We start from the raw sequence: 23,455 nt of genomic DNA on the forward strand, positions 1-23,455 counted from the left end.
AGAATTATGGGAATCTGTAGATTAACAAAAAAAGACATTGAAGGAATTTTACATATTTTAGGGGGGATTATACAAATTATTGGAATATTTACATTAGTTCCATGTATAGTGTCAGTTTATTACAATGAAAACACCTTTTTAAATTTTTTAATTCCAGGTTTATTTTTTTCTATTTTTGGATTTGTTTTAAAGAGAGCTACTAAACCAAAAAATTTAAAACTACATCATACCATGGTTGCCTCTGCATTGGCTTGGCTTATAGCTTCATTTATAGGGGCCATTCCTTTATATTTATCTATAGATTATTTTTCTTATGTTGATGCAGTTTATGAAAGCATGTCTGCCTGGACAACAACTGGAATGACTCTTATTCCTAATGTTGAGGTTTTACCAAAATCTATTTTATTTTGGAGGAGTTTTCAGCAGTGGATTGGTGGAGTTGGAATATTGGTTTTATCAGCTCTTGTCTTAGCAAGGTCTGGAACTGTTGCTTATCTTTTATATACATCTGAGGCGAGACAAGAGAGGATAATGCCAAGTGCTATAGGAACAATAAAAACTATTATCTGGATTTATATTTTATACACTATTTTAGGGGTTCTTTTGTTATATTTATCTGGATTAAGTTTTTGGGATGCTTTAAATTTAACCATGACTGGAATATCTACTGGAGGAATGAGTATAAGCAATTATAGCTTTCCATACAACGATTTTGCAAAAATTGTTATGATTGGCATAATGATGGTTGGAGGAGTTATGTCATTTTCAATACATCACAAATTACTAACGGGCAAGTATTTTAATGACATTCAAACAAAGTATGCATTAATTGTTACTGCCTTTATTTCAATTATCATCTCAATAAAGGATAAAGTTCCAATAATAGATTCTCTCTTTACAGTAGTTTCAGCAATGACATCAACTGGATTCACAACTATAAATGTAGGTAATCTCTCATCCTTATCCCTATTTTTGATAATTTTTTTAATGCTAATTGGTGGAGGGGCAGGGACAACAACTGGAGGGGTTAAGATAATTAGATTTTTAGTTATACTGAAGGCACTTTTATATGAAATAAAAGAAATTATTTATCCAAAATCAGCAGTGATTCATGAACATCTTGATGATATGGACTTAAATTATAGAATAATTAGGGAAGCATTTGTTGTATTCTTTTTATACTGTTTATCTTCGTTCTTAACAGCTTTAATATTTATAGCTTTAGGTTATAACCCTTACGATTCAATATTTGATGCTGTTTCTTTTACCTCAAATATAGGCATATCTTTAGGGGTAGTTACTTTAAAAACTCCAGTAATTGGAAAAATAGCTGGAATTATAGCAATGTGGATTGGTAGATTGGAAATTATCCCAGTGCTTGTTTTATTTGCTACTTTGTATTTTAAAACTCTGAGACTTTTAAAAAAATAAACTAAATGTTTAAGTCTAAATCTTCAAAAGATTTTTATTTTATATATGAATAGCTGACAAAACTGCTAATCTCCATTCCGAAACGGTCTTATTTTAATAATAAATGACGTTGCAGTTGCATACAAGTTTTTAGTTAAATTATATTTCCATTCCGAAACGGTCTTATTTTAATTATTTTAATTTTAATAAAATTTTTACAGATAAAAATGGAGGAGATAAGTTTCCATCCTCCAAGAGGTCTGATTTTAACTAAAGATGCACAAGGTTATCAATTAGTAATAGTAAATGAAGATACTTCGTTTCCATCCTCCAAGAGGTCTGATTTTAACAAATGAATTTAGTTATGATTATCATAGCAGATTGTTTAACGTTTCCATCCTCCAAGAGGTCTGATTTTAACCGTTTAATGCTTATATTGCCGTGAAAGGTAAGAGCGGGCAGATTTCCATCCTCCAAGAGGTCTGATTTTAACATTATTCATAATAACACCAGATGAAGCTGAAAAATTGATAAAACAGATTTCCATCCTCCAAGAGGTCTGATTTTAACAAAAATTTATATACTACCAATACACTTATAATATACTTGTATTTCCATCCTCCAAGAGGTCTGATTTTAACACGAATTATTTAACAAAATATTTAGTAAAAGCATTTAAATTTCCATCCTCCAAGAGGTCTGATTTTAACAGGGCAATCATTCACAACATAATATATTTCATCACTCTTAATATTTAAGCTTTTCTATACCATATTTTTCTAAGGATAAATAACCATCTTACAATATAAACCTTTTAGTATTTAAAATTTTATCTCTTTACTAAAACTAAGCATTTTTATCTCCTTAAATTCAAAAATTTAACTTATTAGTTAGAGAAATCTTATTTACTTACCTAATTAATCTCAATTTTTAAAAATCTAAATAATTTAATAAACTCAAATATTCTAAATAATCAAACCAGCAAACCCTTAGAAATTAAATAAAAAATTCTCAAATGAAGAAATAGATTTTATAAGCTAATTAAACATAGATTTAAATTTTTTCAACAAGACAAATATTATCTAAATATCCAATCATTCAATTCTAACTGCATGAGCACATTTTTCAGCCAATTCCCTTGCCTTCTCTACAGAATCGGCATAAGCTAAAGCAACTCCCATTCTTCTACCAACCTTTGCATTTGGCTTTCCAAACAATCTCAACTTAGTATTTGGAACTTTTAAAGCATCCTCTATATGATACTTTGGAGCATATTTATTTATCTCTGCCTTTATTACATGGCTTGCCCCTGGGTGAATAAGTTTTGTTGATACTGGCAAACCTAAAATAGCCCTAACATGAATTTCAAACTCACTCATTTCTTGAGTTATCATTGTAACCATTCCTGTATCATGAGGTCTTGGTGAAACTTCACTAAATATAACCTCATCCCCTTTAACAAACAACTCAACACCAAAGATTCCATAACCACCTAAAGCATCGGTAACCTTCTTAGCTATATCTTGAGCTTGTTCTTTTAATTCAGCAGACATATTATGAGGTTGCCAGCTTTCATGATAATCTCCATCTATTTGGACATGACCTATTGGCTCACAAAACTTAGTTCCTTCAGCAGTTCTTGCGGTTAATAAGGTTATCTCATAATCAAAGTTTATAAATTCTTCAACAATAACCCTATTTCCTATTCCTCTTGCTCCTTCTTTAGCTATCTTCCAAGCTTTCTCTATATCCTCTTCACTTCTAACTACACTCTGCCCCTTTCCAGATGAAGACATAATTGGCTTAACTACACAAGGCAAGCCAAGTTTTTCTACGGCATCTCTCAACTCTTCTAAAGAATCTGCAAATTCATACTTAGCAGTTTTTAATCCTAATTTTTCAGCTGCCAATCTTCTTATTAACTCCCTATTCATAGTTATCTTTGTAGCTTCAGCTGTAGGAATAACAGTATAACCCATTTTTTCAGCATCTATTAATGCATCTGTATTTATTGCTTCAATTTCAGGAACAATATAATCTGGCTCTTCCCTCTCAATAATTGCCATCAATGCATCGTAATCTTTCATATCAATAACATAGCTCTTGTGAGCAACCTGCATAGCTGGGGCGTTTTGATACCTATCAACAGCTATACACTCAATTCCCAATCTCTGAGCTTCAATAACAACTTCTTTCCCTAACTCTCCACTTCCTAACAACAAAAATTTTATACTTCCTTTCAAAAGAGGTGTCCCAATTGCCATAAATTTCACCAAAAAATTTTTAGCATTAAAATTTTATTCTATACTTTAGCTTTTAAAGGAATCATTAATATAGTTTTTTGTTAATTATCTCATTTGAGATAAATATTGTTTAGGGAGCAATATGGAAGAAAACACCGCTTTGGTAGTTTATTATACAAAACTACATAAAAACAGTTTCAATGCATTGATTGGAGCTTTAGAGATTGATGAATATTTTGATAACCTCCCAATATATTTTGCCAATAAAAAAGATATTTTTAATTTAAAGGAAGTTTTAAAAAAATATGACAAGGTTGTTATTGCCATATCTTTCTTTACAACTGAACTCTGGAAAACTTATGAATTAATTAATGAATTAAAAGCTAAATATCAAAGTTATAGGAATAAAATTATTTATTTAGCTGGAGGACCTCATCCAACAGGTGACCCAAAAGGAACGTTAAAATTGGGATTTGATGTTGTTTGCATTGGAGAGGGAGAAGAGACGTTTCCAGAATTTATAAAGGCGGTTAATGAAGATGAGGATTATAAAAAAGTTAAAGGTATTGCCTATTTAAATGATAATGAATTTATTTACACTGGAAGAAGAAAACCTGTTGATTTAAATAAGTATCCACCATTTCCTGTAAAGCATAATAAATTTGGACATATAGAGATAACGAGAGGTTGTCCTTACAAATGCTATTTCTGTCAAACACCAAGAATCTTTGGAAAAAAGATAAGGCATAGGGATGTTGAAAATATATATAAATATGTTGAAATAATGGCTGAAAGGAATTTGAAAGATATAAGGTTTATAACTCCAAATGCCTTTGGCTATGGTTCTAAAGACGGAAAAACATTAAATATTGATAAAATTGAAAAACTATTAGAAAGTATTAGAGAAATTTTAGGTAATAATGGAAGGATATTTTTTGGAACATTTCCCTCTGAAGTTAGACCAGAGCATGTGAATATTGAGACGGTAGATTTAATTTTAAGATATGCTGATAATAAGAATTTAGTTATTGGTGCTCAATCTGGTAGTGAAAAAGTATTAGAACTATGCCATAGGGGACATACGGTTGAAGATGTCTATAACGCTGTAAGAGTAGCGAGAAAAGCTGGACTTGGAGTAGATGTAGATTTTATTTTTGGTTTGCCTGGAGAAACTGAGGAAGATGTAGAAAAGACAATAAAGGTTATGAAGGATTTAATAAAAATGGGTGCTAAAATACATGCTCATACTTTTATGCCTTTACCACAAACACCCTTTGCTAAGGCAAATCCTGGGAAAGTTGATAAAAAGATAATAAGAGCTATGAGGTATGAGATTCCTAAGGGTATATTTCACGGAACATGGCATAATCAGGAAATAATTGCTCAAAAGATATCAAAATATTTAAAAACTGGGAAATTATAAACAAATAAGGGAGATATTATGAGAATTGGTATTGTTGGAGCCGGATTAGGTGGATTATTAGCTGGAGCATTGTTATCTAAGAATCATGAAGTTGTTGTATTTGAAAAACTTCCATTCTTAGGAGGGAGATTTACAAACTTGAAGTATGAGGGCTTTCAACTAACAACAGGAGCTTTACACATGATACCACACGGAAATGATGGCTATTTAGCCCAAGCTTTAAGAAAGGCTGGAGCTAATGTAAAAATAATAAACTCAAAACCAGATGGAACATTTTTAATTAATGGGAAGGAGTATTTATATAAAGAGCTGTTTTCACTCTTAGGTTTTAAAGAAAAGGCAAAAGCATTTAAATTAGCTACAAAATTAAAGTTGGGAAAAGTTGATAAAAATATCTCATTTGGAGAGTTTTTAGAAGAGATTGATTTAGCTTTAAAGGTTGGAAATGCATTTACTGGATGGGCTTTGAGTTTAACAGCTTATGAAACACCTATGAGTGAAATTATAGAGATAGCTAAAAACTACCACAAATTTGGAGGACCTGGAATACCAATAGGTGGATGTAAGGCAGTTACTGATGAACTTTCGAGGATTATTAAAAAGAACAATGGAAAAATTATTAAGGAATATGAAGTTAAAAGGATTGAGATTGATGAAAAAGCTTATATTGATGACTATGAATTCGATGTTGTTATAAGCAACATCTCTCCAATTGAAACCCAGAAAATATGCAATATAAAATTTTTGAAATCAAAGCCAAAGCCATCTAAAGGAATAAAGATAAGCATAGCCACAAAAGAAGGAATTATAAAACATGGTGGTGTTCTCTTTACCCCAGAATGTGAGAGGATAAACGGCTTAAACCAAGTAACTAATGTAGATAAATCCTTAGCTCCTGAAGGATGGCATTTAGTTATGACTCATCAAACACAGCTAACCAACAATGTAAAAAAGGAAATTGATTTGGGATTAGAGGATATTGAAAACCTCTTTAAAGGAAAAGACTACAAAATATTGCATATTCAGTCATATAGGGATGATTGGCCTGTAAATCATGCATCTAATGGAACTGATATTGACAATATTGTTAATGATAGATTTTATTTAGTTGGAGATGGAGCTAAAGGAAGGGGTGGAATTGAGGTTGAAGGAATAGCCATGGGAGTTTTAAAGGTTGTTAATTATATAAATAGTTTATAATAAATGACAGAATAGATAAATAGAACAACTACTAAATAATATAATTAAGATTAAAAGCAAAATTTCAACTATTTTTCGTTTTAAAATTTCTCTAAAATTTGATTTCTTCGTATGGGGATGTAGATATGGAATTGAGAGATGAAGACTTAATTTTAGAGGAAGTTAGGGATTATTTAACTGCCTATTTAAGAAATATTCATCAGGAAGATATTATCTTAGACAATGAAAGAGTTGTAGTTGATTTAAATCAACTCTACAATTACGGATTAATGGAATTTGTAGAATTTTTAATAAATAATCCACAAAAAGGGATTGATTTTATAAAAGAGTGCTACAACGATGCTTATTACACCTTAAGAAATGAATATCCAACAAACGTAATAATTGCTGTAAAAAATCTCCCAAAAATTTTTAAAACTACAAGAAAAGGGAAAATTTTCACAATAGAGGATATTAGGAGCAAAACTTTAGGAAAATTAGTTGAATTTGAAGGAATCATTGTTATGGCATCAAAAATAAGACCAATGCTTAAAAAAGCTTATTATATATGTCCAAAATGTGGAAGAGAAGTTGTTAGAGAAATAGATATCTTAAACACTGACTCTGAAAAAGCTGTTTGTGAATGTGGAGCTGAGTTAAACCTAATTGAGCATAAATCAATATATACTGACTTCCAAGAGATTAAAGTTCAACAGCCATTGGATTTAATGGAAAATCCTGAAGAGCCGCCAAAATACATAACTGTGTTCTTAGAAAACAGTCCTGGAATATATGCTGGAAGGGTGAAGATAACTGGCATCCCAATAAAAGTTAAGAAGAGTAAAAAGCTACCAATCTATGACATACATGTTAAAGCCCTACACTGTGAGGTTTTGGATGGGGAAGTAAAAATTAAATTAACAAATTCAGATATTGAAAATATTAAAAAAATAGCTAAAAGAAAAGATGTTGTTAATATACTTGCAGATAGATTAATTCCAGAGATTAAGGGGCATTCTGCAATAAAGAAGGCTGTCTTACTACAACAGATAAAGGGAGTTAAAAAACCTGGAAAGAGGGCTGATATTCATATATTATTAATCACAGACCCAGGAATTGGAAAAACAGTCATACTAAGAAAGATTGCTGAAATCCCAGGAAATTTATACGGTTCTGTTACTACCGCCACTGGTGTTGGGCTAACTGCCGCTGTTGTTAGGGAGAAGACAGAGATTGGTGAAGATACATGGGTTATTAAGCCAGGTTTGTTAGTTAAAGCCCACAAAGGAACTGCATGTATAGATGAGCTAACTGTTAATAAAGAACTGCAGAGCTATGTTTTGGAGGCTATGGAGAGTCAGACAATCCATATTAGTAAAGGAGGAATAAATGCAAAACTTCCAGCTGAATGTGCAATTTTAGCCGCTTGCAATCCAAGATGGGGAAGATTCAACCCAGAGGTTTCTGTAGCTGAGCAGATAAATATTCCAGCCCCATTATTGAGTAGATTTGACCTAATATTTCCAATTAGAGATGTTTCTGATAAGGATAAGGATAAAGATATCGCTGAATACATTGTAGATTTGCATAGAGCATATTTAGATGAGAAAATAAACAGGGAGATGGGTTTAGATTACCTTGAGGTTGATGGAGTTAAAATAGACAAGGAATTTATAATAAAATATATCTACTACGCAAGACAGAAAAAGCCGATAATTAGTGAAAAGGCTAAGGAATTATTTGTTAATTATTATGTAGAGATGAGAAAAAAACATCAGATAACTGCAAGGCAGTTAGAGGCTGCTATAAGGATTGCTGAAGCTCATGCAAAGGCAAAGTTAAAGGATGTTGTTGATGAGGAAGATGCAAAGGAGGCAATAAATATAATAACTGAATGCTTAAAAGAAATTGCCTATGACCCAGAGACTGGAATATTTGATGTTGATAAAATTTTAGGGGTGTCTAAGAAAGAGAGAGACAAATTAACAACCGTCTATGAGATAATTAAGGAGTTATCTGAAAAATCAGAACTTGTTGAACATGAAGATATAGCTGAAGAAGCAAAAAAGAAAGGTATTAAAGAGGATGAGTTGGAAAATATTATTAAAAAATTAATTAAATATGGAGATATAGATGAACCAAAACCAGGGAGGTATAGATTGTTATAAATTTAATTCTAGTCAAAAAACCAATTGTGATGCTCATGAACGATAAAATAATATATTACATAGATAATGCAGTATCAATAATAAAGCTAACTTTAATAACTTAATAACTTATTTGCTTATAGCTATTGGTATAATGTTTCAGCCTCTGCAGTATCCTACTATTCCATGCATTATATTTATGGTTATTGTTGGATTAGGTTTGTTGTTTGCTTTTCAATTCATATTGGGTTATGGTTTTGAAATGCATAGGCAAATAACAATAAAGGATAGAATAGCATTTCGTAACTATGTAGTTGGAAAAATATTTAATGTGTTAGTTGAACATAGCTATTATGGTCTATTACTAAGCACATTTAACTTATTTGTGTATAAAAAAGCCATTACTATTAGATTATGCTTTATATTTGCCATTAGCATAGTTATATTTTGGATTTTAGGAGGTAAGCTAATTAAAAAAAGTTTGAAGTTATGTTTTAGCTGGTTTTACTTCTTTATTAACCCATCTATAAGTCATAAATGCAATAGCAAATAATAAAAATAGATAAATTCCCATAGCTATATAAAATACTTCTGCATTTCCCAATTGCATAACTACCAGCCTCTAAACTCTTAAAGATGGTTAATATTTTTATTTAATACTTTTTATTTTTATTAGTTTTGTATTAATAAATTAAGATGTGATACCATGCTATTAAAAAACTGTAGAATAATAAAAGACAACAAAATCATTGAAGGAGATATTTTAATTGATGAAAATGGTAGAATCAAAAAGATAGCCAAAGATATTAAAGTAGATGATGAAATAATAGATATAAAAAACTCCTTAGTTATTCCGGGAGTTATTGATGCACATGTTCATTTTAGATGGGGAGAGGAAAAGAAGGAAGATTTTTTAAGTGGTAGCTTAGCTGGAATAAATGGAGGAGTTTGCTTTGCCATAGACATGCCTAATAATAAACCTCCAATAACTACAAAAGAACTATTTTATAAAAAACTTGAAGATTGTAAAAAGGATAGTAAGATAAATGTGTTTTTGAATTTTGGAGTTACTGAAAATAATTACCTTGGAACTGTAGAAGATGCAAAAGCATACAAGATATTTATGGTTAAATCTGTTGGAGATTTGTTTATAGAGGATTATTCAAAATTAAAAGATATTTTAAATCAAAATAAGCTTTTCTGCATCCATGCTGAACACAAAGATGTAATAAATGAAAATCTAAAGAAATATCAATTAAACAGCTGGATAGACCATTGTAAAATTAGGGATGAAAAATCAGAAGTTGAAGCAGTTAAAGAAGTTATAAAAAACTTAAAGATTATTGATAGGCAGAGTAATAAAAAACCACATGTCCATTTTTGCCATATTTCAACTAAAGAAGCTCTATATTTAATAAAAAAAGTAAGACAAGAGTTAAAAAATATAAAAATAACTGTTGAAGTTACTCCCCATCATATTTATTTAAATAAAGACATGGCTGAAGAGTTAAAGGGTTTTGGCAAGTTTAACCCTCCATTAAGAGAAAAAGATGATAATATCGCTTTAATTAAAGGAATTGTTAATAAAGATGTTGATATTATTGCCTCTGACCACGCCCCACATTTATTAGAGGATAAACTTAAAAATGTCAAAAACTGCCCTTCGGGGATTCCAGGAATTGAGACGATAGTTCCTTTAACCTTAAATTTAGTTAATAAAGGATTAATAAGTTTGTTTGATGCTATAAGGGTTTTATCAAAAAATCCTGCTAAGATATTTAACATAAACAACAAAATTGAAGAAGGCAATTTAGCAAATCTAACAATTATTGATTTAAAAAAAGAAGGAAAAATCAATGCTGAACTGTTTAAATCAAAGGCAAAATTTAGTCCATTTGACGGATGGGAAGTTAAGGGATTTCCAATCTATACAGTGATTAATGGAACTTTGTATGAAGCTTATGGATGTAAATGTTAATAATATAAAAATAGAAAAATATATAAAATCAAAAAATAAAAATTTTAATGTAATTATAATTAAAAATAAACTCGGTGAAATATATGGTAAGTTTTGACCAGGAAAGAATGTTAAAACCAGCGGTAATTGGAGGAATTATAAACGGTATATTGGGGGCTATTTGTTGTTTGTGTTATGTTATTGGTGGTGCTGTTGCCGCTCATCTCTATGTTAATGCTGGAGGTATTTGCGATTATGAAAACTGTGGATTAGTTGGAGCAATATCCGGAGTTATAGGGGGAGTTATCGCTTCAATTCTAAGCTTTTTATTTATGTCTGCATACCTATCAGCGCTTGGATTAAAAGCGGCGATGTTTACTGGGGCCTCATTCATTATTGGATTTATTACAGCAATCATCTTTGGAGCAATACTCGGGGCTGTTGGTGGAGTTATATATGTTGTTATAAAGAATAGATAAGTGGGGTTATGAAAAAATATTATTTAATAGTCCTTATTTCTTTTCTTATTTTTTATTTGAGTATTTTTTTAGCACCTTATTTTGCATATTTGGGAGAAACATCAAATTTTTGGAAGTTTATTTCAATATGTTTATACGCTGTTTATTCCCTTATATGCCATCAAATGCCACAAAGAAGCTTTTTTATCTTTGGACATAAAATGGCCGTGTGTGCAAGATGTTTTGGGATTTATACAGGGGTTTTAGTAGGGATGATTATTTATCCATTTATTAAGAAATTAGATGATTTTAAAATCCCTAATAAATGGTATTTAATAATTGCATTAATTCCTATGGCAGTTGATGGAACCACTCAACTAATTGGATTGAGAGAAAGTTTTAATGAGTTGAGGTTTATAACTGGCTTTATTGCTGGATTTACTGTAGTTTTTTATATTCTGCCGATATTTTTTGAAATGATTTATAAAAAATTTAAATAATTTTTGTGATAACCATGAACTACGACCCAAAAATAATAGAAAGAGGAAAGCTATATTATAGAAACAATTTAGTCAAATACTGCATAAAATACAAAAATTTTTTATTTGGGGAGGTTGTTGGCTCAGATACTTATAAAGTTAAAGTTGATTTAGATAATAACTATTTTGGATTATGCACCTGCCAATACAAATACAACTGCAAACATGCCTATGCTTTAATTGAAGCTTATGAAAACAACAACTATGTGGATGCAGAAGAAATATTTAAAGAAATAGAAGATAAACCTAAAGAAGAGATTTTAAAAATTTTAAAAAATTTGGTTGTTAAATATTATCTATGGGATGAGTTTTTAAATACAGACAGTTTATTAAATAAAGCCATTGGCTTAATAAAACTAATTCCATTAGAGAGAAAAAATATTTATACATTTAAATCATTTTTAAGAAATCAGTTTGTTAAAAATGCTGATGATGAGGAGTTGATAAAGGTTATTGATGAGATGATAAGGGCAGATTTGGATTTTAATAATTCTGATATTATTGAGGCATTAACCATAATATTAGACGAAATATTTAGAAGAGAAAATAAAGAAGCAATAAAAAAGCTTATAAATTTATATAGAAAGCATAAAAAAGAATTATGGATTGTTGGAGATTATTTAATAGAGTATTATGATAATTACTTTGATTATGAGGATTAGAGATAGAGGTGTTGTGGAGCTTCTCTTCTATTGCCTAATATTTTCTTCAACGCCCATTCTAAATCTTCCTTGCTAACGTAATCCCTGTCTTCCAATATTGCTCTATGTAACGCTGGCTTTAGGAATTTCTCTTTGATATCTCTACCGCTAAATCCTTTTGTTTTCTCTACAAACTCCTTCAAGTTAGCTTTAACTGGAAGTGGCATTTTTTTAGCATAAAGCTCCATAATCTTCAATCTCTCCTCATCATTTGGTAACTTAAACTCAATCTCTTCCTCAAACCTACTTCTAATTGCTGGGTCTAACATCGCTGGGTTGTTTGTCGCTGCTATAGTTACAACTCCCTCATTTTCTTTAATTCCATCTAATTCAGTTAATAGTGCATTAACTACTTCAGAAACATCTCCTCTCAATGATTGATATTCCCTACTTAATCCTATAGCGTCCAATTCATCAATAAACACTATACATGGAGCACTCTCAGATGCTCTTTGATACAACTCCCTAATCATTTTAGAAGCATCTCCAACATGCTCTCCAATAAGCTCTGGAGCTTTCACCAATATAAATGAGGAGTTTGTCTCTGTAGCTAAAGCTCTTGCCATCAATGTCTTTCCAGTTCCTGGAGGACCATAGAACAACACATTCTTTGGAGCCCATTCTCCAAAGAGCTTTGGATTCTCTAAATACTTCATAATAATTCTACACTTCTTCTTTGCCTCTTCCTGCCCAATAATCTCGCTGAACTTAGCTTTTTTAAACTGTGTTCTAAGAACTTTTTTAGGAGTTTGTAATTTAAAGACAGTCTCGCTTGTAATCATTCCTCCCTCTTTTGGATAAGTTGAAATAACCTTGAAAGCATAATCTGGAAGGATTGAGTTATCAAATAAGTAATCTCCCTCTTTAACAATCTCGCCAATCCACTGGTCTCTCGCATAGATGTTGAATAATATAGGATCATCAGTAGAAACTTTAACGTTCTCGCTACTAACCCTGATTGGGAATCCCGCAGGCTCTAATACAACGTACTTTAATGATGGTAATGTATCATCGTAAGTTTTAATCTTTGAAAAAGATTTTATTTTTATTGGATTAAATCCAATTTTACTCATAGTCAATCACCAGTTTAAGTGATGATAAATAGGACTTTCGCAGTTTATGTATAAATTTGGAGCTTAGACACTCAAAGAGTGTCAATATTCAATAAAAATATTTTTCCTGCGAAAGTCCTATTAATAAGGCAACTATATTTATATTCATGAAGTGATATTAATAATTTACCTTACAAAAATAATGGGGGATGAAATGACATCGATGGATATGTTTTTCTTCTTATTCATATTTCTATTATTTATTTATCCAGAGATGATGATGAGATATAGGATAATGAAAAGGTTGAGATGTATAAGGGAGATTGAAAGACAGAGGGGAACAAGAGTTATAGCTATGATACATAGACAAGAAGCATTAACATTCTTAGGGATACCAATATATAAATTTATCACTATTGAAGATAGTGAAGAGATTTTGAGGGCTATTAGATTAACACCAGAAGATATGCCTATTGATTTAATCATTCATACTCCTGGAGGTTTAGCTTTAGCGAGTGAGCAGATAGCCTTAGCTTTAAAGGAACATAAGGCAAAAACAACAGTTATAATTCCACATTATGCGATGAGTGGAGGAAGTTTAATTGCCTTAGCTGCAGATGAAATAATTATGGATAAAAACGCTGTAATGGGGCCAGTAGATCCACAGATTGGGCAGTATCCTGCTGCATCTATCTTAGAGGCATACTATAGGAAGGGAGAAAAAGTAAGTGATGAGACATTAATATTGGTTGATATATCTAAAAAAGCTATTAAACAGATGGAAGAATTTGTTTATGAGTTGTTGAAAGATAAATATGGAGATGAAAAAGCTAAAGAAATCGCAAAAAAACTAACTTCAGGAACATGGACACATGATTACCCTTTAACAGTTAGTAAATTAAAAGAATTAGGTATTGAAGTTAATACAAATGTTCCAAGAAAGGTTTATGAGTTATTAGAGCTTTATCCACAACCAATGGGAGCCAAACCTTCAGTTTATTACATCCCTGTCCCATACAGCAAAAAAGAAAGTGAAAAAAATGCAAAATAAGAAAATTAAAAAAGTTAAAGTTGGAAATTTAGAATTTGAAGTTGTATTGGCAGATAATTTTATTAAAAGAGCTTTTGGTTTAATGCTTAGAGATATTGGAGATAAAGCTATGCTTTTCCTATACAAAAGAAGAAAGATAGCTATGCATACATTCTTTATGCTTTATCCTATTGATATAATTTTTATTGATAAAAATAGGGTTGTCGAAGCTGTAAGATTAAAGCCATGGAAAACCTACAAATGTAAAAATTACTCAACAGCAATGCTTGAATTTAAGTGTAGTGATATTGATTTAAATGAAATTATTGGAGAAAAAGTAGAATTTATGAGATGATAATTATGGATTATTTAAAAATCTTAGAGGATTTGGTGAAAATTAGGACGGATAATAGAATTGGTGTTAAAAAGGCATTTAAATATTTATCTAATCTTTTCAATAACTTAGGAATAAAAAATACTATCATTGAAGGATGCTTTGTAGCATATAAAGAAAAAGAAAACTTTGATTTGATATTAAATTCACATATAGACACTGTAAAGATTCAATCAAATTTTAAAAAAGATGATAACAATTTTTATGGGACTGGAGTTATAGATGCTAAAGGGAATGTGGTTTTAATGATTCATGCTTTTTTAAATAGCAATAACTCTCTATTAGTTATATCTCCTGATGAAGAAACAGAATCAAATGGTATTTACAATTTTTGCCAATATTTAAGAAATAAAAATAAAATTCAAAGAGGTATTAAATGCATAGTTGGAGAGCCTACTGACTTAAATGTTTGTATTGGACATAAAGGAAGATTTGAGTATATTGTTGAAAGTTTTGGGGAGGCGAGGCATGCCTCATCTCAAGGCCTAAATCCAATAGAAATCTTAAGCAGAGTTATTTTAGATTTAAAAAATCTTCCTTTGGAAAAGATTAAGGTTGATAAAATCTACAGTTCTTCAATAACTCCAACCATAATAAAAGGAGGAATTCAAAGCAATATCATTCCAGATTATGCTTATGTCTTATTTGATGTTAGAAGTGTTGAAAAAGATATAATAAAAAAGATAGACGACTTTTTATCTCAAAAAAATTATTCAAAGCATATAAAAAGCTCATTAAATCCTGAAAGACATTATGCTAATTTCTACATGCTTGAAAATAAAGAGTTAATAAATAAGTTGTCTAAGCACTTTAAAATATCATTTTTTAATGCTACTTGCGAAGCATATTACTTCAACAAATTTTTAAAGGCAGATACTATTATTTATGGTGTTGGCAAATTAGAGCTTGCCCATTCTAAAGAAGAATATTTAAACTTAAATGATTTTGATAGGGGAATTAAAGAAGTAGAGAAGCTTGCAGAATTGATGATAGAATAAATAATGATGGGGATTAAAAATGGAGATAAATAAAATCTACTGTATGGATTGTTTAGAGGGAATGAAACAGTTAAAAGATAAGACAGTTGATGTTGTTGTTACGTCTCCACCCTATAATATTGGCATAAAATACAACAAATACTCTGATAATTTAAGTAGAGAAGATTATTTAAATTGGATTGAAGAAGTTGTCAAAGAAATAAAGAGAGTATTAAAAGATGACGGCTCATTTTTTATAAATGTTGGCTATACTGCAAAAGACCCGTGGATTGCCTTTGATGTTGCTAATGTTATAAGAAAACATTTTAAATTACAAAATACTATACATTGGGTAAAATCAATTGCAATACAAAAAGAAGATGTTGGAAATTACCCAAATATTATTGGAGATATTGCTGTTGGACATTACAAGCCAATAAACAGTGATAGATTTTTAAGTATAATGCATGAATATATTTTCCACTTCACAAAAAATGGGAACGTTAAGTTAGACAAATTAGCAATTGGTGTTCCTTATCAGGATAAAAGCAATATAAAGAGATTTAACAGAAAAGGAGATTTAAGAGATAGGGGAAATACGTGGTTTATCCCTTATGAAACAATCCAATCAAAAGAAAAAGAAAGACCTCATCCTGCAACATTTCCTCCAAAACTTCCGGAGATGTGTATTAAATTGCATGGTGTTAAAAAGACAAATCTTGTTTTAGACCCATTTATGGGAATTGGAAGCACAGCAATAGCATGTATTAGGTTAGGGATTGATTATATTGGCTTTGAGATTGATGAATACTATTGCAGAGTTGCAGAGGAGAGGATAAAAAAAGAACTTTTAAAAACAGATGGAAAATTTGATAATGTAAAAAACAAAAACATAATTACTCTTGATGCATTTATTTAAATAGTGTTCTTAAGATTGTGAACAGTCGTTTTTAGAGAATTTGCTAAATTTTTTATATTTTGAACTCCTGTCGCAGAACCTTCTAAATTTTCTAATTCACTTTCTATCCTCTTAAACACTTGTTTTGCCACTTTTTTTATTTCATCATTATTACATGGGATAAATACGCCTCCTTTACGTCCTGGATAAACCAATGTTGCTATGATGCCATACTGTTTTAGTGGTATCAACACTTCATGTTGGAAAGCTTCCCTATTTTTGGGATAATTTATTCCCTTTATAATATCGCTAATTTTTGCCCTACAATCTATCCCACAATGTCCATTATTTAATAAGTACTTTACTGCTTCAACTTGATAATATTCCTTAGTACCTGTTTGAACATTTTGATTTTGAGCAATAAAATTATTTGCTCTTTGTATCCATGGGCTGTTATTACATTTTGGGCAATTTTGGTTTTTATTCCCAGACTTTGACATATTTCCCCCTACTTACTTTATTTAACATTAATATATAAATAAATACATAAATTAATTTTTATGAGTAATAAAAATTGAAGAGAAGATAAGCGAATTTATTTATTTTAAATCCTTTTCATAAATAATCAAATCCTTTTTATATAATTCTCTATTAGATGCGTTAAACTCTCTCTTAATTCCTCCTTTTAGTTTAGATAAGTCAATTATTTTAAAACCAGTAGCATAATAATCCCTACCTAACTTCTCAATCTTAAATGATAAGCATAAATGAGGAGCATCATATCTTATTTTTACCCCTTCTTCATCTTTTGAAGGAGAAGCATAAAAAGTTCTATGGGATGAGTTTATATTTTTCTCATTGAATGTTTTAATTTCGATATAAACAACCCTTCCATCCCTTTCTTTCTTTCCTTTATACCAAAATTCAATGTCCGGATAACCCGTTGATTTTTGCTTACCTTTTTTAGTTTTTGGAGTAATTGCATAGCCGTATTTGTTTAAAACATCTTTAACATAATGCTCAATATGATTGCCAACTTCATTAACTCTTTTTGGTGTTTTTCCTTCCTTAGTTTTTACACCACCAGTTTTTTTAATCTCTTCAATAACTTCATTACATGCCTTAGCTAAATCGTTAATTAGTTCTTTATCTTCTTTTTTAGATAAATCAATAGGGATAATTTTATAACCACTAACTACTCTAATAAAAGTAGAAAATGAAATTTTTTCAATTGGTTGTAGTATTTGCCTTAATATGCTTTCTATTTCTTCATAGTAGCTCTTATCATCCATAAAATCACCGTAAAAATTTAAAATTAAATCTCCAAATTAGTAATCCTTATACCAGTTCCTTTTGATTTATATTTTATATTTAACCCAATCAATAATGGTGTTATAGCCTCTATAATTCTTGATTTTTCTAAATTACCACAATCAATTGCCCTAACTCCATCTATTTGATTAGCTAAATCAATAACTACCTTTTTTGCTTCTTCATCATTTCCACAAACTAAGATATCGCAATCAACTGGATTATCTAAATCTTCTAAAACAGCGTGACAAACGTTTTGGAAAGCACTAACTACCTTACTCTCTTTTAATACATTTTGAACCATTTCAGCAACTGACCCATCTGGGGGAAACAACAACCTTGTTGGCTTATCTCCTATTGCAGTTGCCAAAGGAACGCCAATAGAAACTACTATCTTCCCCTTTAATTCTTCTTTCAATTGTTTTATTGTTGATAGAGTGTATTCATAAGGTAAAGATAGGATAACAACATCCCCTTCTTTTGCTGCATCTTTATTCTCTAAACCAATAATATCTGCCTCAATTCCTCTCTGTTTCAATATCTCTTTAGCCTTTTTAGCTGCTTCTTCAGCTTTTTCTTTCTTTCTTGAACCTATGATTATCTTATTGTTTTTAGCCAATCTTAAAGCTAAACCAAATCCTTGGTCCCCAGTACCTCCTAATATTGCTATTTTCATTTTTTCACCCCAATAAATCTTTTTTTATATCATAAGATTTTAAATCTTCGCTGATAATAATTTTAAAGCTCTCATTATACTGTTTAACGTTCATTTTATATAAGTTGAAATACTCCTCCTTGTCATATCTTGCTGAGATATGGGTTAAAATTAATGCCTTTACATTTGCTAATTTGGCTATATTAACGGCATCTCCTATTGTAGAATGCATATTCTCTTTAGCAGCATCTTTGGCTGAATCATCAAATGTTGCTTCATGGATTAATACATCACATCCCAACTCTTTTAAATATTTCCCAAAATCTTCTAATGGAAGAGTGTCTCCACTGTAAGCTAAACAAAATCCTTTTTTTGGTGGTAACAAAACATACTCTGGTTTTATTATCTCTCCATAGATATTTTTAACTGCCTCTCCATTTTTTAGTTTTTTTAAATCTGGGCCAATTTTAACTCCAAGTTTTTTAGCTTTCTCAATATCTAAACGTGGTTTTTTTATTTCTTTAAATATATAAGCGTAAGATGGAATGCCATGTTCAGTTGGATAGGCAATTATCTCATAATTTTCTTCTTTATAGATGGTTATTGGCTCTTTTGTATAAATTTCATAAACTTTTATTGGAAATTCTATATAATGGGTTCCAAGTTTTAATGAGTTCTCTATAATTTCCTTTGTTCCTTCAGGGCCGAAGATTTTAAGCTCTTTCTCTCTTCCAAAAAATCCCATACTCTGTAAAAGTCCTGGAATGCCCAATATATGGTCTCCATGTAAATGAGTTATAAATATGTGATTAATTTTCATTGGAGATACTTCAGTAAAAAGCATCTGCCTCTGGATATTTTCACCACAATCAAATAAAAAAACCTCTCCTCCAAATTTGAATGCTATTCCAATATGATTTCTATTTTTTGATGGAACTGCCGCTCCAGTTCCTAAGAATATTAGCTTCATAATAATCATCTTTTTGGAGTTATTCCTCAATATTCTCTAAATATTCTTTAACAACATCCTCGAATTCTAATTCTTCTACCCATTTTTTCATATTGTTGCACCACTCTTCCATAGTCTTTTTTATAATCTTTTTCGTTTCTTCAAATGGAATTGCCTCATAAACATAATAATACCCTCCATCTTTTATATTTACCTGCTTTCTCTTTACTAAACCAGCATTCATTAAATTTTGAACTGCTCTCTGAACTGTACTTCTATCCCTATTAATTCTCTCAGCAATGTCGTTTATTTTTGAAGGGCCGTTTTTTAAAATATCAAAATAAACTTTGACATCAGAAACTTTTATACCAAAAACACATGCCATTAAACTATCAAACGTCCAGGTTGTGCATGGAGTTTTTAATAAAAGTTTACTCATATTATCACCTTCATGGTTGTGGCATTGGCATTAACTAATTATATCATTATATTTAAAGATTATCTTTTAATAGGACTTTCGCAGTCTATATTATTAAATTTGGAAAATAGATGCCTTTAGGTATCATTGTTCAATAAAAATTTATTCCTGCGAAAGTCCTATTTTAATACTTTCCATAAGTAAGAATTCTCACAATTCTTTCTCCACTTTTCCCATTTCCAAATGGATTTTTCCAATTTCTCTTTTTATTGAGCATTATTTCAACCGCTTTAATTAGCTTTTCTTTGTTATCACCAACTAATATATTAGCTCCAACTTCAACTGTTTCTGGCCTCTCAGTATTGTCTCTCAAAGTTATACATGGGACTTTTAAGATACATGCCTCTTCTTGAACTCCTCCACTATCTGTTAAAATTAGCTCGGCATTTTTTTCCAGCATTAGAAATTCCAAATAGCCAACTGGCTCAATAATTTTTATTTTTTTATTGCTTTTTAGTTTATCAAACAAATTAAACTCTTTCAATCTTTTTTTAGTTCGTGGATGGATTGAGAAAATAATAGCTTTATCGTATATCTCAATTATCTCAAATATTCCCTCTACAATATTTTTTAATCTTTCTTTATTATCAACATTTTCAGCCCTATGTAGGGTTAATAAAAAATAATCATCATCAATAACAACACTATTAAAAAAAGCTCTAACGTTTTCATTTTTTTCAGCAATTTTTAAATTTTGTAGGGTGGCATCAACAATTGTATTTCCCACAACAAAAATCTTATTTTCTTCAATGCCCTCTCTTAATAAATTATTCTTAGCTATTTCAGTTGGAGCAAAGAGATAACTGCTTATATGGTCAGTCAAAACTCTATTTATCTCCTCTGGCATGTTTCTATCAAAACTTCTTAATCCTGCTTCAACATGAGCTACATCTATCTTTAATTTTGAGGCTACTAAAGCTCCTGCTAAAACAGTGTTTGTATCTCCCTGAACTACAACAACATCCGGTTTTTCTTTTAAAAGAACTTTTTCTATCTCTATTAACATCTTTCCTGTCTGCTCTCCATGAGTTCCAGAGCCAATATTAAGATTATACTTTGGATTTGGTAGATTTAACTCCTCAAAGAATATTTTATCCATATTCTCAGAATAATGCTGATTAGTGTGGATGATATGCCAGTCTATGTTAGTTTTTTCTAAAGCTCTAATTATAGGAGAAAGTTTTATAATTTCAGGTCTTGTCCCTAAGATAATAGAGAGTTTCATTTTTATCCCTCATATTCTGCTGTTAAAACCTCTCTAATCTTTTTAGCTCTCTCTTTTCCGACTCCTTCAACTTTCATTAATTCCTCTTCTTTTGCTGTAAATACATTTTCAACTGTTTTAAAGTGCTTTAACAACCTCTCAGCTAATGCTCCACCAACGTCTGGCAAACTCTCAACAATAAATTTCTGTTGTTCTTTTAAGGACATTGCTGTCTTTCCATACCTTACCATAACTGTTCTTTTCTCTTTTATTTGCTCTTTCTCAGCAATCTTTATTAATAAATCAGCTGTTTCTTCAGCATTTTTTGTAAATATTATTGGGATGCCAAAATCCAAAATTATTGATAAAATAGCCCCTTTAAGTGCATTTTCATGTAATCTACTAAAGTTTTCACCTTCAACTATTAACAGAGGTTTTTCAACTTTTTTAAGATTTTTTAATTGGCTAAATAACCTCTTATCAATTATTGAATTTACAAAGTCTTCAGCTGTCTTTCTCTCAACAACTACCCTATCACTTAAAACATAATCTCCCACTTCTAATGTTTTTAGCTCAATATTTGCATAATTATGTAAAAGCTTAGCCATATTCTTCTCTCTAACATCTACAATAATCTTTATTGGCTTTTTCGGAATTTTTATCTCTTGTTTTATTTTATCTTCTTCTGATTTAGACCTTTCCTTAACTTCAATCTGTTTAATGAAATCTAATATCGTTACTGGCTTTTTGGTTTTTTCTTCTTCCTCCTTAGTTTCTTCTTTTACTGCAGTTTTTGATTCAATTTCTTTTTCTTTTATTTCTTCTGTCTCTTCCTTTATTTCCTCTTTAGATTTTTCTTCAAATTTCTTCTGTAACCTCTTATTTAGCAAATAACACATATTTTTTAATAATCTCTTCATCTCCCTTTCTTTGTATAAAGCACTCCTGTAATAAGCTTCATCAGCTGTTCCCTTAGCTATTAAAACATAAACCTTCCCTCCTTCTCCCCTCATCGCTCTACCTCTCCTCTGAATAAACCTAATTTCTGATGGCACTGGTTCATAAAATATGATGTAATTTACCGATGGAATATCTATTCCCTCCTCAGAAACGCTTGTTGAAACTAAAACACTTCCCTCTTTTTTAAATCTCTCTATAGCTTCTATTTGCTCTTTCTGACTCATTCCCTTTCCTTCTTTATTTGCCTGTCCTATAAATCTTATTGCTTTAATTCCATTTTGAGTTAAGAGATTAACAATCTTCTCTACAGTGTCCCTATATTGAGCAAAGATAATAATTCTCTCATCCTTATTTTTTTCCAAAATATTTTTAACCATATCAACAACTTTACCTAATTTTGGATGTTCTACATCTGATTTCATTAATAAATTAACTGCCTCTCTAACTTTTTCATCATTAACAATAGATTTAGCTGATTTTGTTCTTTGCATGGATAATTTATTTATATAGTTTAAAAATACACTCTTTCCTTGACTCTCTAAGAGTTCTTTGGCATGCATAAGTTTTAAAGCCTCTGAACAAACTTTTATAAGTTCATACTTCACTTCTTCATCATAGGAAAATAGCTTATTATTTAGCTCAATAAGTTCTGTTTTTGTTACATCGGCAATGGAATTTATAACTCCAGCATCTTTTAATATTTTTAATCTCTCCTTTAAAGCTTCATTTATTAATTTTAACGCTCTTTTAAATTCGTTGGGTAAATCAATTCTAATTGGGATAAGTTTTACTTTAGCAATGTATGGTTTTACATCCTCATCATCTTCAGTTCTCACTTCAACGTGCTCAATTCCTAAGTTTTCACAAATTTCCATGACTTTATCAATATCAGAACCTGGAGATGCCGTTAAACCTAAAATATGACATTTATCTTTAAATTTTTTTGCTACAAATGCATAGGCATGGTCTCCTGTTGTGTGGTGGGCTTCATCAGCTATCAATAAAATAAATTCATCCACATTTATTCTTCCAGCTATGATATCGTTTTCTATAACTTGTGGTGTAGCTATAAAGATTTTCCCTTTTTTATAGAGTTCAGCTCTCTTTTTTGGCTGGATTTTTCCAGTTAAAGCTATTATTTTATCTTCATCAATGTTTAAAACCTGTTTTAATCTGTTGTAGTGTTGCTCAACCAAAGGTCTTGAAGGGGCTAAGATTAAAACCTTTCCATCCTTTTTTGTTAAAATACCTGCTATAACTAAAATAGCAATAGCTGTTTTACCTAAACCTGTCGATAAAACACATAATGTCTTTTTCTTTAAAGCATTTGCTGCAATAATCTGCTGATACAACCTCGCCTCCAAAGTTTTTGGTTTTATTAATGGATGTTCAATAAACATAGTTATCCTACTCTTCAATTGTTCTTTAAAAATTATAAAAGTAGCAAAAAATAGTTTTTAGTATCTAATAGAACTTTTGTGTTTGCATAT

The 23,455-nt window shown here is 30.4% G+C and carries 22 protein-coding genes and 1 CRISPR repeat array; of the genes, 12 read left to right on the forward strand and 10 right to left on the reverse strand.

Translation table 11 applies throughout. The features are described 5' to 3' along the window. Positions 1-6 precede the first annotated feature (6 nt). The gene (locus tag MJ_RS07940) at positions 7-1,431 is read left to right on the forward strand and encodes a TrkH family potassium uptake protein (protein ID WP_010871007.1); all 1,425 of its coding nucleotides are present in this window, start codon (positions 7-9) and stop codon (positions 1,429-1,431) included. 220 nt (positions 1,432-1,651) lie between these two features. After that, positions 1,652-2,120: a CRISPR direct-repeat array (repeat unit 30 nt; unit sequence TTTCCATCCTCCAAGAGGTCTGATTTTAAC). Between the two features lie 384 nt (positions 2,121-2,504). Here MJ_RS07940 and purT read toward each other — a convergent pair. Further along, positions 2,505-3,674 (reverse strand): phosphoribosylglycinamide formyltransferase 2, encoded by a 1,170-nt coding sequence (gene purT, locus MJ_RS07945; RefSeq protein ID WP_064496844.1) that lies wholly within the window; start codon positions 3,672-3,674, stop codon positions 2,505-2,507. 121 nt (positions 3,675-3,795) lie between these two features. Between purT and MJ_RS07950 the strand changes: the two genes are divergently transcribed. The 3 genes from MJ_RS07950 (at position 3,796) to MJ_RS07960 (ending at position 8,423) form a co-directional block, all read left to right on the forward strand. Next, positions 3,796-5,076 (forward strand): TIGR04013 family B12-binding domain/radical SAM domain-containing protein, encoded by a 1,281-nt coding sequence (locus MJ_RS07950; RefSeq protein WP_010871009.1) that lies wholly within the window; start codon positions 3,796-3,798, stop codon positions 5,074-5,076. A gap of 18 nt (positions 5,077-5,094) precedes the next feature. Beyond that, on the forward strand, positions 5,095-6,276 hold the full coding sequence (locus MJ_RS07955) for an NAD(P)-binding protein (RefSeq protein WP_010871010.1): 1,182 nt from the start codon (positions 5,095-5,097) through the stop codon (positions 6,274-6,276). Between the two features lie 125 nt (positions 6,277-6,401). After that, positions 6,402-8,423 (forward strand): ATP-binding protein, encoded by a 2,022-nt coding sequence (locus MJ_RS07960; RefSeq protein ID WP_064496845.1) that lies wholly within the window; start codon positions 6,402-6,404, stop codon positions 8,421-8,423. A gap of 466 nt (positions 8,424-8,889) precedes the next feature. Here MJ_RS07960 and MJ_RS09885 read toward each other — a convergent pair whose 3' ends face one another. Beyond that, positions 8,890-9,012, reverse strand: coding sequence for a hypothetical protein (locus MJ_RS09885; protein ID WP_280109648.1), 123 nt, complete (start codon positions 9,010-9,012; stop codon positions 8,890-8,892). 96 nt (positions 9,013-9,108) lie between these two features. Here MJ_RS09885 and MJ_RS07965 point away from each other — a divergent pair, with 96 nt between their 5' ends. The 4 genes from MJ_RS07965 to MJ_RS07980 all read left to right on the forward strand — a co-directional run bounded on the left by MJ_RS07965 (position 9,109) and on the right by MJ_RS07980 (position 12,018). Further along, positions 9,109-10,380 carry an amidohydrolase family protein gene (locus MJ_RS07965; protein ID WP_010871013.1) on the forward strand — a complete coding sequence of 424 codons (1,272 nt, stop codon included), beginning with the start codon at positions 9,109-9,111 and terminating at the stop codon, positions 10,378-10,380. 83 nt (positions 10,381-10,463) lie between these two features. After that, a complete protein-coding gene (locus MJ_RS07970; RefSeq protein ID WP_064496846.1) occupies positions 10,464-10,838 on the forward strand; it encodes a hypothetical protein in 375 nt (124 codons plus the stop codon). 8 nt (positions 10,839-10,846) lie between these two features. Further along, complete coding sequence (locus tag MJ_RS07975; RefSeq protein ID WP_010871015.1) at positions 10,847-11,317, forward strand: DUF2085 domain-containing protein; 471 nt, start codon at positions 10,847-10,849, stop codon at positions 11,315-11,317. A gap of 14 nt (positions 11,318-11,331) precedes the next feature. Continuing rightward, positions 11,332-12,018 (forward strand): SWIM zinc finger family protein, encoded by a 687-nt coding sequence (locus tag MJ_RS07980; RefSeq protein WP_064496847.1) that lies wholly within the window; start codon positions 11,332-11,334, stop codon positions 12,016-12,018. Here the strand turns inward: MJ_RS07980 and MJ_RS07985 are convergent. Then, positions 12,015-13,130 (reverse strand): AAA family ATPase, encoded by a 1,116-nt coding sequence (locus tag MJ_RS07985; protein ID WP_010871017.1) that lies wholly within the window; start codon positions 13,128-13,130, stop codon positions 12,015-12,017. The two genes, MJ_RS07980 and MJ_RS07985, sit on opposite strands and share 4 nt — an antisense overlap. Before the next feature lie 193 nt (positions 13,131-13,323). Between MJ_RS07985 and MJ_RS07990 the strand changes: the two genes are divergently transcribed. The 4 genes from MJ_RS07990 to MJ_RS08005 are packed head-to-tail and all read left to right on the forward strand — an operon-like array spanning position 13,324 to position 16,429. After that, positions 13,324-14,160 carry an SDH family Clp fold serine proteinase gene (locus tag MJ_RS07990; RefSeq protein ID WP_064496848.1) on the forward strand — a complete coding sequence of 279 codons (837 nt, stop codon included), beginning with the start codon at positions 13,324-13,326 and terminating at the stop codon, positions 14,158-14,160. Continuing rightward, complete coding sequence (locus MJ_RS07995; RefSeq protein WP_209320028.1) at positions 14,150-14,494, forward strand: DUF192 domain-containing protein; 345 nt, start codon at positions 14,150-14,152, stop codon at positions 14,492-14,494. Before MJ_RS07990 ends, MJ_RS07995 begins: the two co-directional genes overlap by 11 nt. Further along, positions 14,491-15,531 (forward strand): M20 family metallopeptidase, encoded by a 1,041-nt coding sequence (locus MJ_RS08000; RefSeq protein WP_010871020.1) that lies wholly within the window; start codon positions 14,491-14,493, stop codon positions 15,529-15,531. The genes MJ_RS07995 and MJ_RS08000 overlap by 4 nt, the downstream gene beginning before the upstream one ends. A gap of 19 nt (positions 15,532-15,550) precedes the next feature. Next, entirely contained in the window at positions 15,551-16,429 is an 879-nt protein-coding gene (locus MJ_RS08005; protein WP_010871021.1) for a DNA-methyltransferase, read from the forward strand. Here MJ_RS08005 and MJ_RS08010 read toward each other — a convergent pair. The 7 genes from MJ_RS08010 to MJ_RS08040 all read right to left on the reverse strand — a co-directional run bounded on the left by MJ_RS08010 (position 16,426) and on the right by MJ_RS08040 (position 23,365). Continuing rightward, a complete protein-coding gene (locus MJ_RS08010) occupies positions 16,426-16,908 on the reverse strand; it encodes a hypothetical protein (protein WP_010871022.1) in 483 nt (160 codons plus the stop codon). The two genes, MJ_RS08005 and MJ_RS08010, sit on opposite strands and share 4 nt — an antisense overlap. A 99-nt stretch (positions 16,909-17,007) precedes the next feature. Further along, positions 17,008-17,700, reverse strand: a complete 693-nt coding sequence (locus MJ_RS08015) for a type II restriction endonuclease MjaV (protein WP_010871023.1) — start codon at positions 17,698-17,700, stop codon at positions 17,008-17,010. A gap of 23 nt (positions 17,701-17,723) precedes the next feature. Then, positions 17,724-18,395, reverse strand: a complete 672-nt coding sequence (gene npdG, locus MJ_RS08020) for an NADPH-dependent F420 reductase (protein WP_010871024.1) — start codon at positions 18,393-18,395, stop codon at positions 17,724-17,726. Between the two features lie 4 nt (positions 18,396-18,399). Next, positions 18,400-19,344, reverse strand: a complete 945-nt coding sequence (rnz, locus tag MJ_RS08025) for a ribonuclease Z (protein WP_064496849.1) — start codon at positions 19,342-19,344, stop codon at positions 18,400-18,402. A gap of 19 nt (positions 19,345-19,363) precedes the next feature. Continuing rightward, complete coding sequence (locus MJ_RS08030) at positions 19,364-19,762, reverse strand: helix-turn-helix domain-containing protein (RefSeq protein WP_010871026.1); 399 nt, start codon at positions 19,760-19,762, stop codon at positions 19,364-19,366. Between the two features lie 163 nt (positions 19,763-19,925). Next, positions 19,926-21,026, reverse strand: coding sequence for a non-hydrolyzing UDP-N-acetylglucosamine 2-epimerase (gene wecB / locus MJ_RS08035; RefSeq protein ID WP_010871027.1), 1,101 nt, complete (start codon positions 21,024-21,026; stop codon positions 19,926-19,928). A gap of 2 nt (positions 21,027-21,028) precedes the next feature. Then, positions 21,029-23,365 (reverse strand): DEAD/DEAH box helicase, encoded by a 2,337-nt coding sequence (locus tag MJ_RS08040; protein WP_010871028.1) that lies wholly within the window; start codon positions 23,363-23,365, stop codon positions 21,029-21,031. Positions 23,366-23,455 lie beyond the last annotated feature (90 nt).

It is taken from the genome of Methanocaldococcus jannaschii DSM 2661 (assembly GCF_000091665.1).
GTDB classification, from domain to species: Archaea; AGJL01; Methanococci; order Methanococcales; family Methanocaldococcaceae; genus Methanocaldococcus; species Methanocaldococcus jannaschii.

Bases quoted from the DNA above. Each gene is read 5' to 3' on its own strand.
- MJ_RS07960 (WP_064496845.1), top strand. From the start codon at position 6,402: ATGGAATTGAGAGATGAAGACTTAATTTTAGAGGAAGTTAGGGATTAT.
- MJ_RS07970 (WP_064496846.1), top strand. From the start codon at position 10,464: ATGGTAAGTTTTGACCAGGAAAGAATGTTAAAACCAGCGGTAATTGGA.
- MJ_RS09885 (WP_280109648.1), bottom strand. From the start codon at position 9,012: ATGCAATTGGGAAATGCAGAAGTATTTTATATAGCTATGGGAATTTAT.
- purT (WP_064496844.1), bottom strand. From the start codon at position 3,674: ATGGCAATTGGGACACCTCTTTTGAAAGGAAGTATAAAATTTTTGTTG.
- MJ_RS08015 (WP_010871023.1), bottom strand. From the start codon at position 17,700: ATGGATGATAAGAGCTACTATGAAGAAATAGAAAGCATATTAAGGCAA.
- rnz (WP_064496849.1), bottom strand. From the start codon at position 19,344: ATGAAGCTAATATTCTTAGGAACTGGAGCGGCAGTTCCATCAAAAAAT.
- MJ_RS07940 (WP_010871007.1), top strand. From the start codon at position 7: ATGGGAATCTGTAGATTAACAAAAAAAGACATTGAAGGAATTTTACAT.
- MJ_RS07965 (WP_010871013.1), top strand. From the start codon at position 9,109: ATGCTATTAAAAAACTGTAGAATAATAAAAGACAACAAAATCATTGAA.
- MJ_RS08005 (WP_010871021.1), top strand. From the start codon at position 15,551: ATGGAGATAAATAAAATCTACTGTATGGATTGTTTAGAGGGAATGAAA.
- MJ_RS07990 (WP_064496848.1), top strand. From the start codon at position 13,324: ATGACATCGATGGATATGTTTTTCTTCTTATTCATATTTCTATTATTT.
- MJ_RS07955 (WP_010871010.1), top strand. From the start codon at position 5,095: ATGAGAATTGGTATTGTTGGAGCCGGATTAGGTGGATTATTAGCTGGA.
- MJ_RS08030 (WP_010871026.1), bottom strand. From the start codon at position 19,762: ATGAGTAAACTTTTATTAAAAACTCCATGCACAACCTGGACGTTTGAT.
- npdG (WP_010871024.1), bottom strand. From the start codon at position 18,395: ATGAAAATAGCAATATTAGGAGGTACTGGGGACCAAGGATTTGGTTTA.
- MJ_RS07985 (WP_010871017.1), bottom strand. From the start codon at position 13,130: ATGAGTAAAATTGGATTTAATCCAATAAAAATAAAATCTTTTTCAAAG.
- MJ_RS07995 (WP_209320028.1), top strand. From the start codon at position 14,150: ATGCAAAATAAGAAAATTAAAAAAGTTAAAGTTGGAAATTTAGAATTT.
- MJ_RS07950 (WP_010871009.1), top strand. From the start codon at position 3,796: ATGGAAGAAAACACCGCTTTGGTAGTTTATTATACAAAACTACATAAA.
- MJ_RS07975 (WP_010871015.1), top strand. From the start codon at position 10,847: ATGAAAAAATATTATTTAATAGTCCTTATTTCTTTTCTTATTTTTTAT.
- MJ_RS08000 (WP_010871020.1), top strand. From the start codon at position 14,491: ATGATAATTATGGATTATTTAAAAATCTTAGAGGATTTGGTGAAAATT.
- wecB (WP_010871027.1), bottom strand. From the start codon at position 21,026: ATGAAACTCTCTATTATCTTAGGGACAAGACCTGAAATTATAAAACTT.
- MJ_RS07980 (WP_064496847.1), top strand. From the start codon at position 11,332: ATGAACTACGACCCAAAAATAATAGAAAGAGGAAAGCTATATTATAGA.
- MJ_RS08010 (WP_010871022.1), bottom strand. From the start codon at position 16,908: ATGTCAAAGTCTGGGAATAAAAACCAAAATTGCCCAAAATGTAATAAC.
- MJ_RS08040 (WP_010871028.1), bottom strand. From the start codon at position 23,365: ATGTTTATTGAACATCCATTAATAAAACCAAAAACTTTGGAGGCGAGG.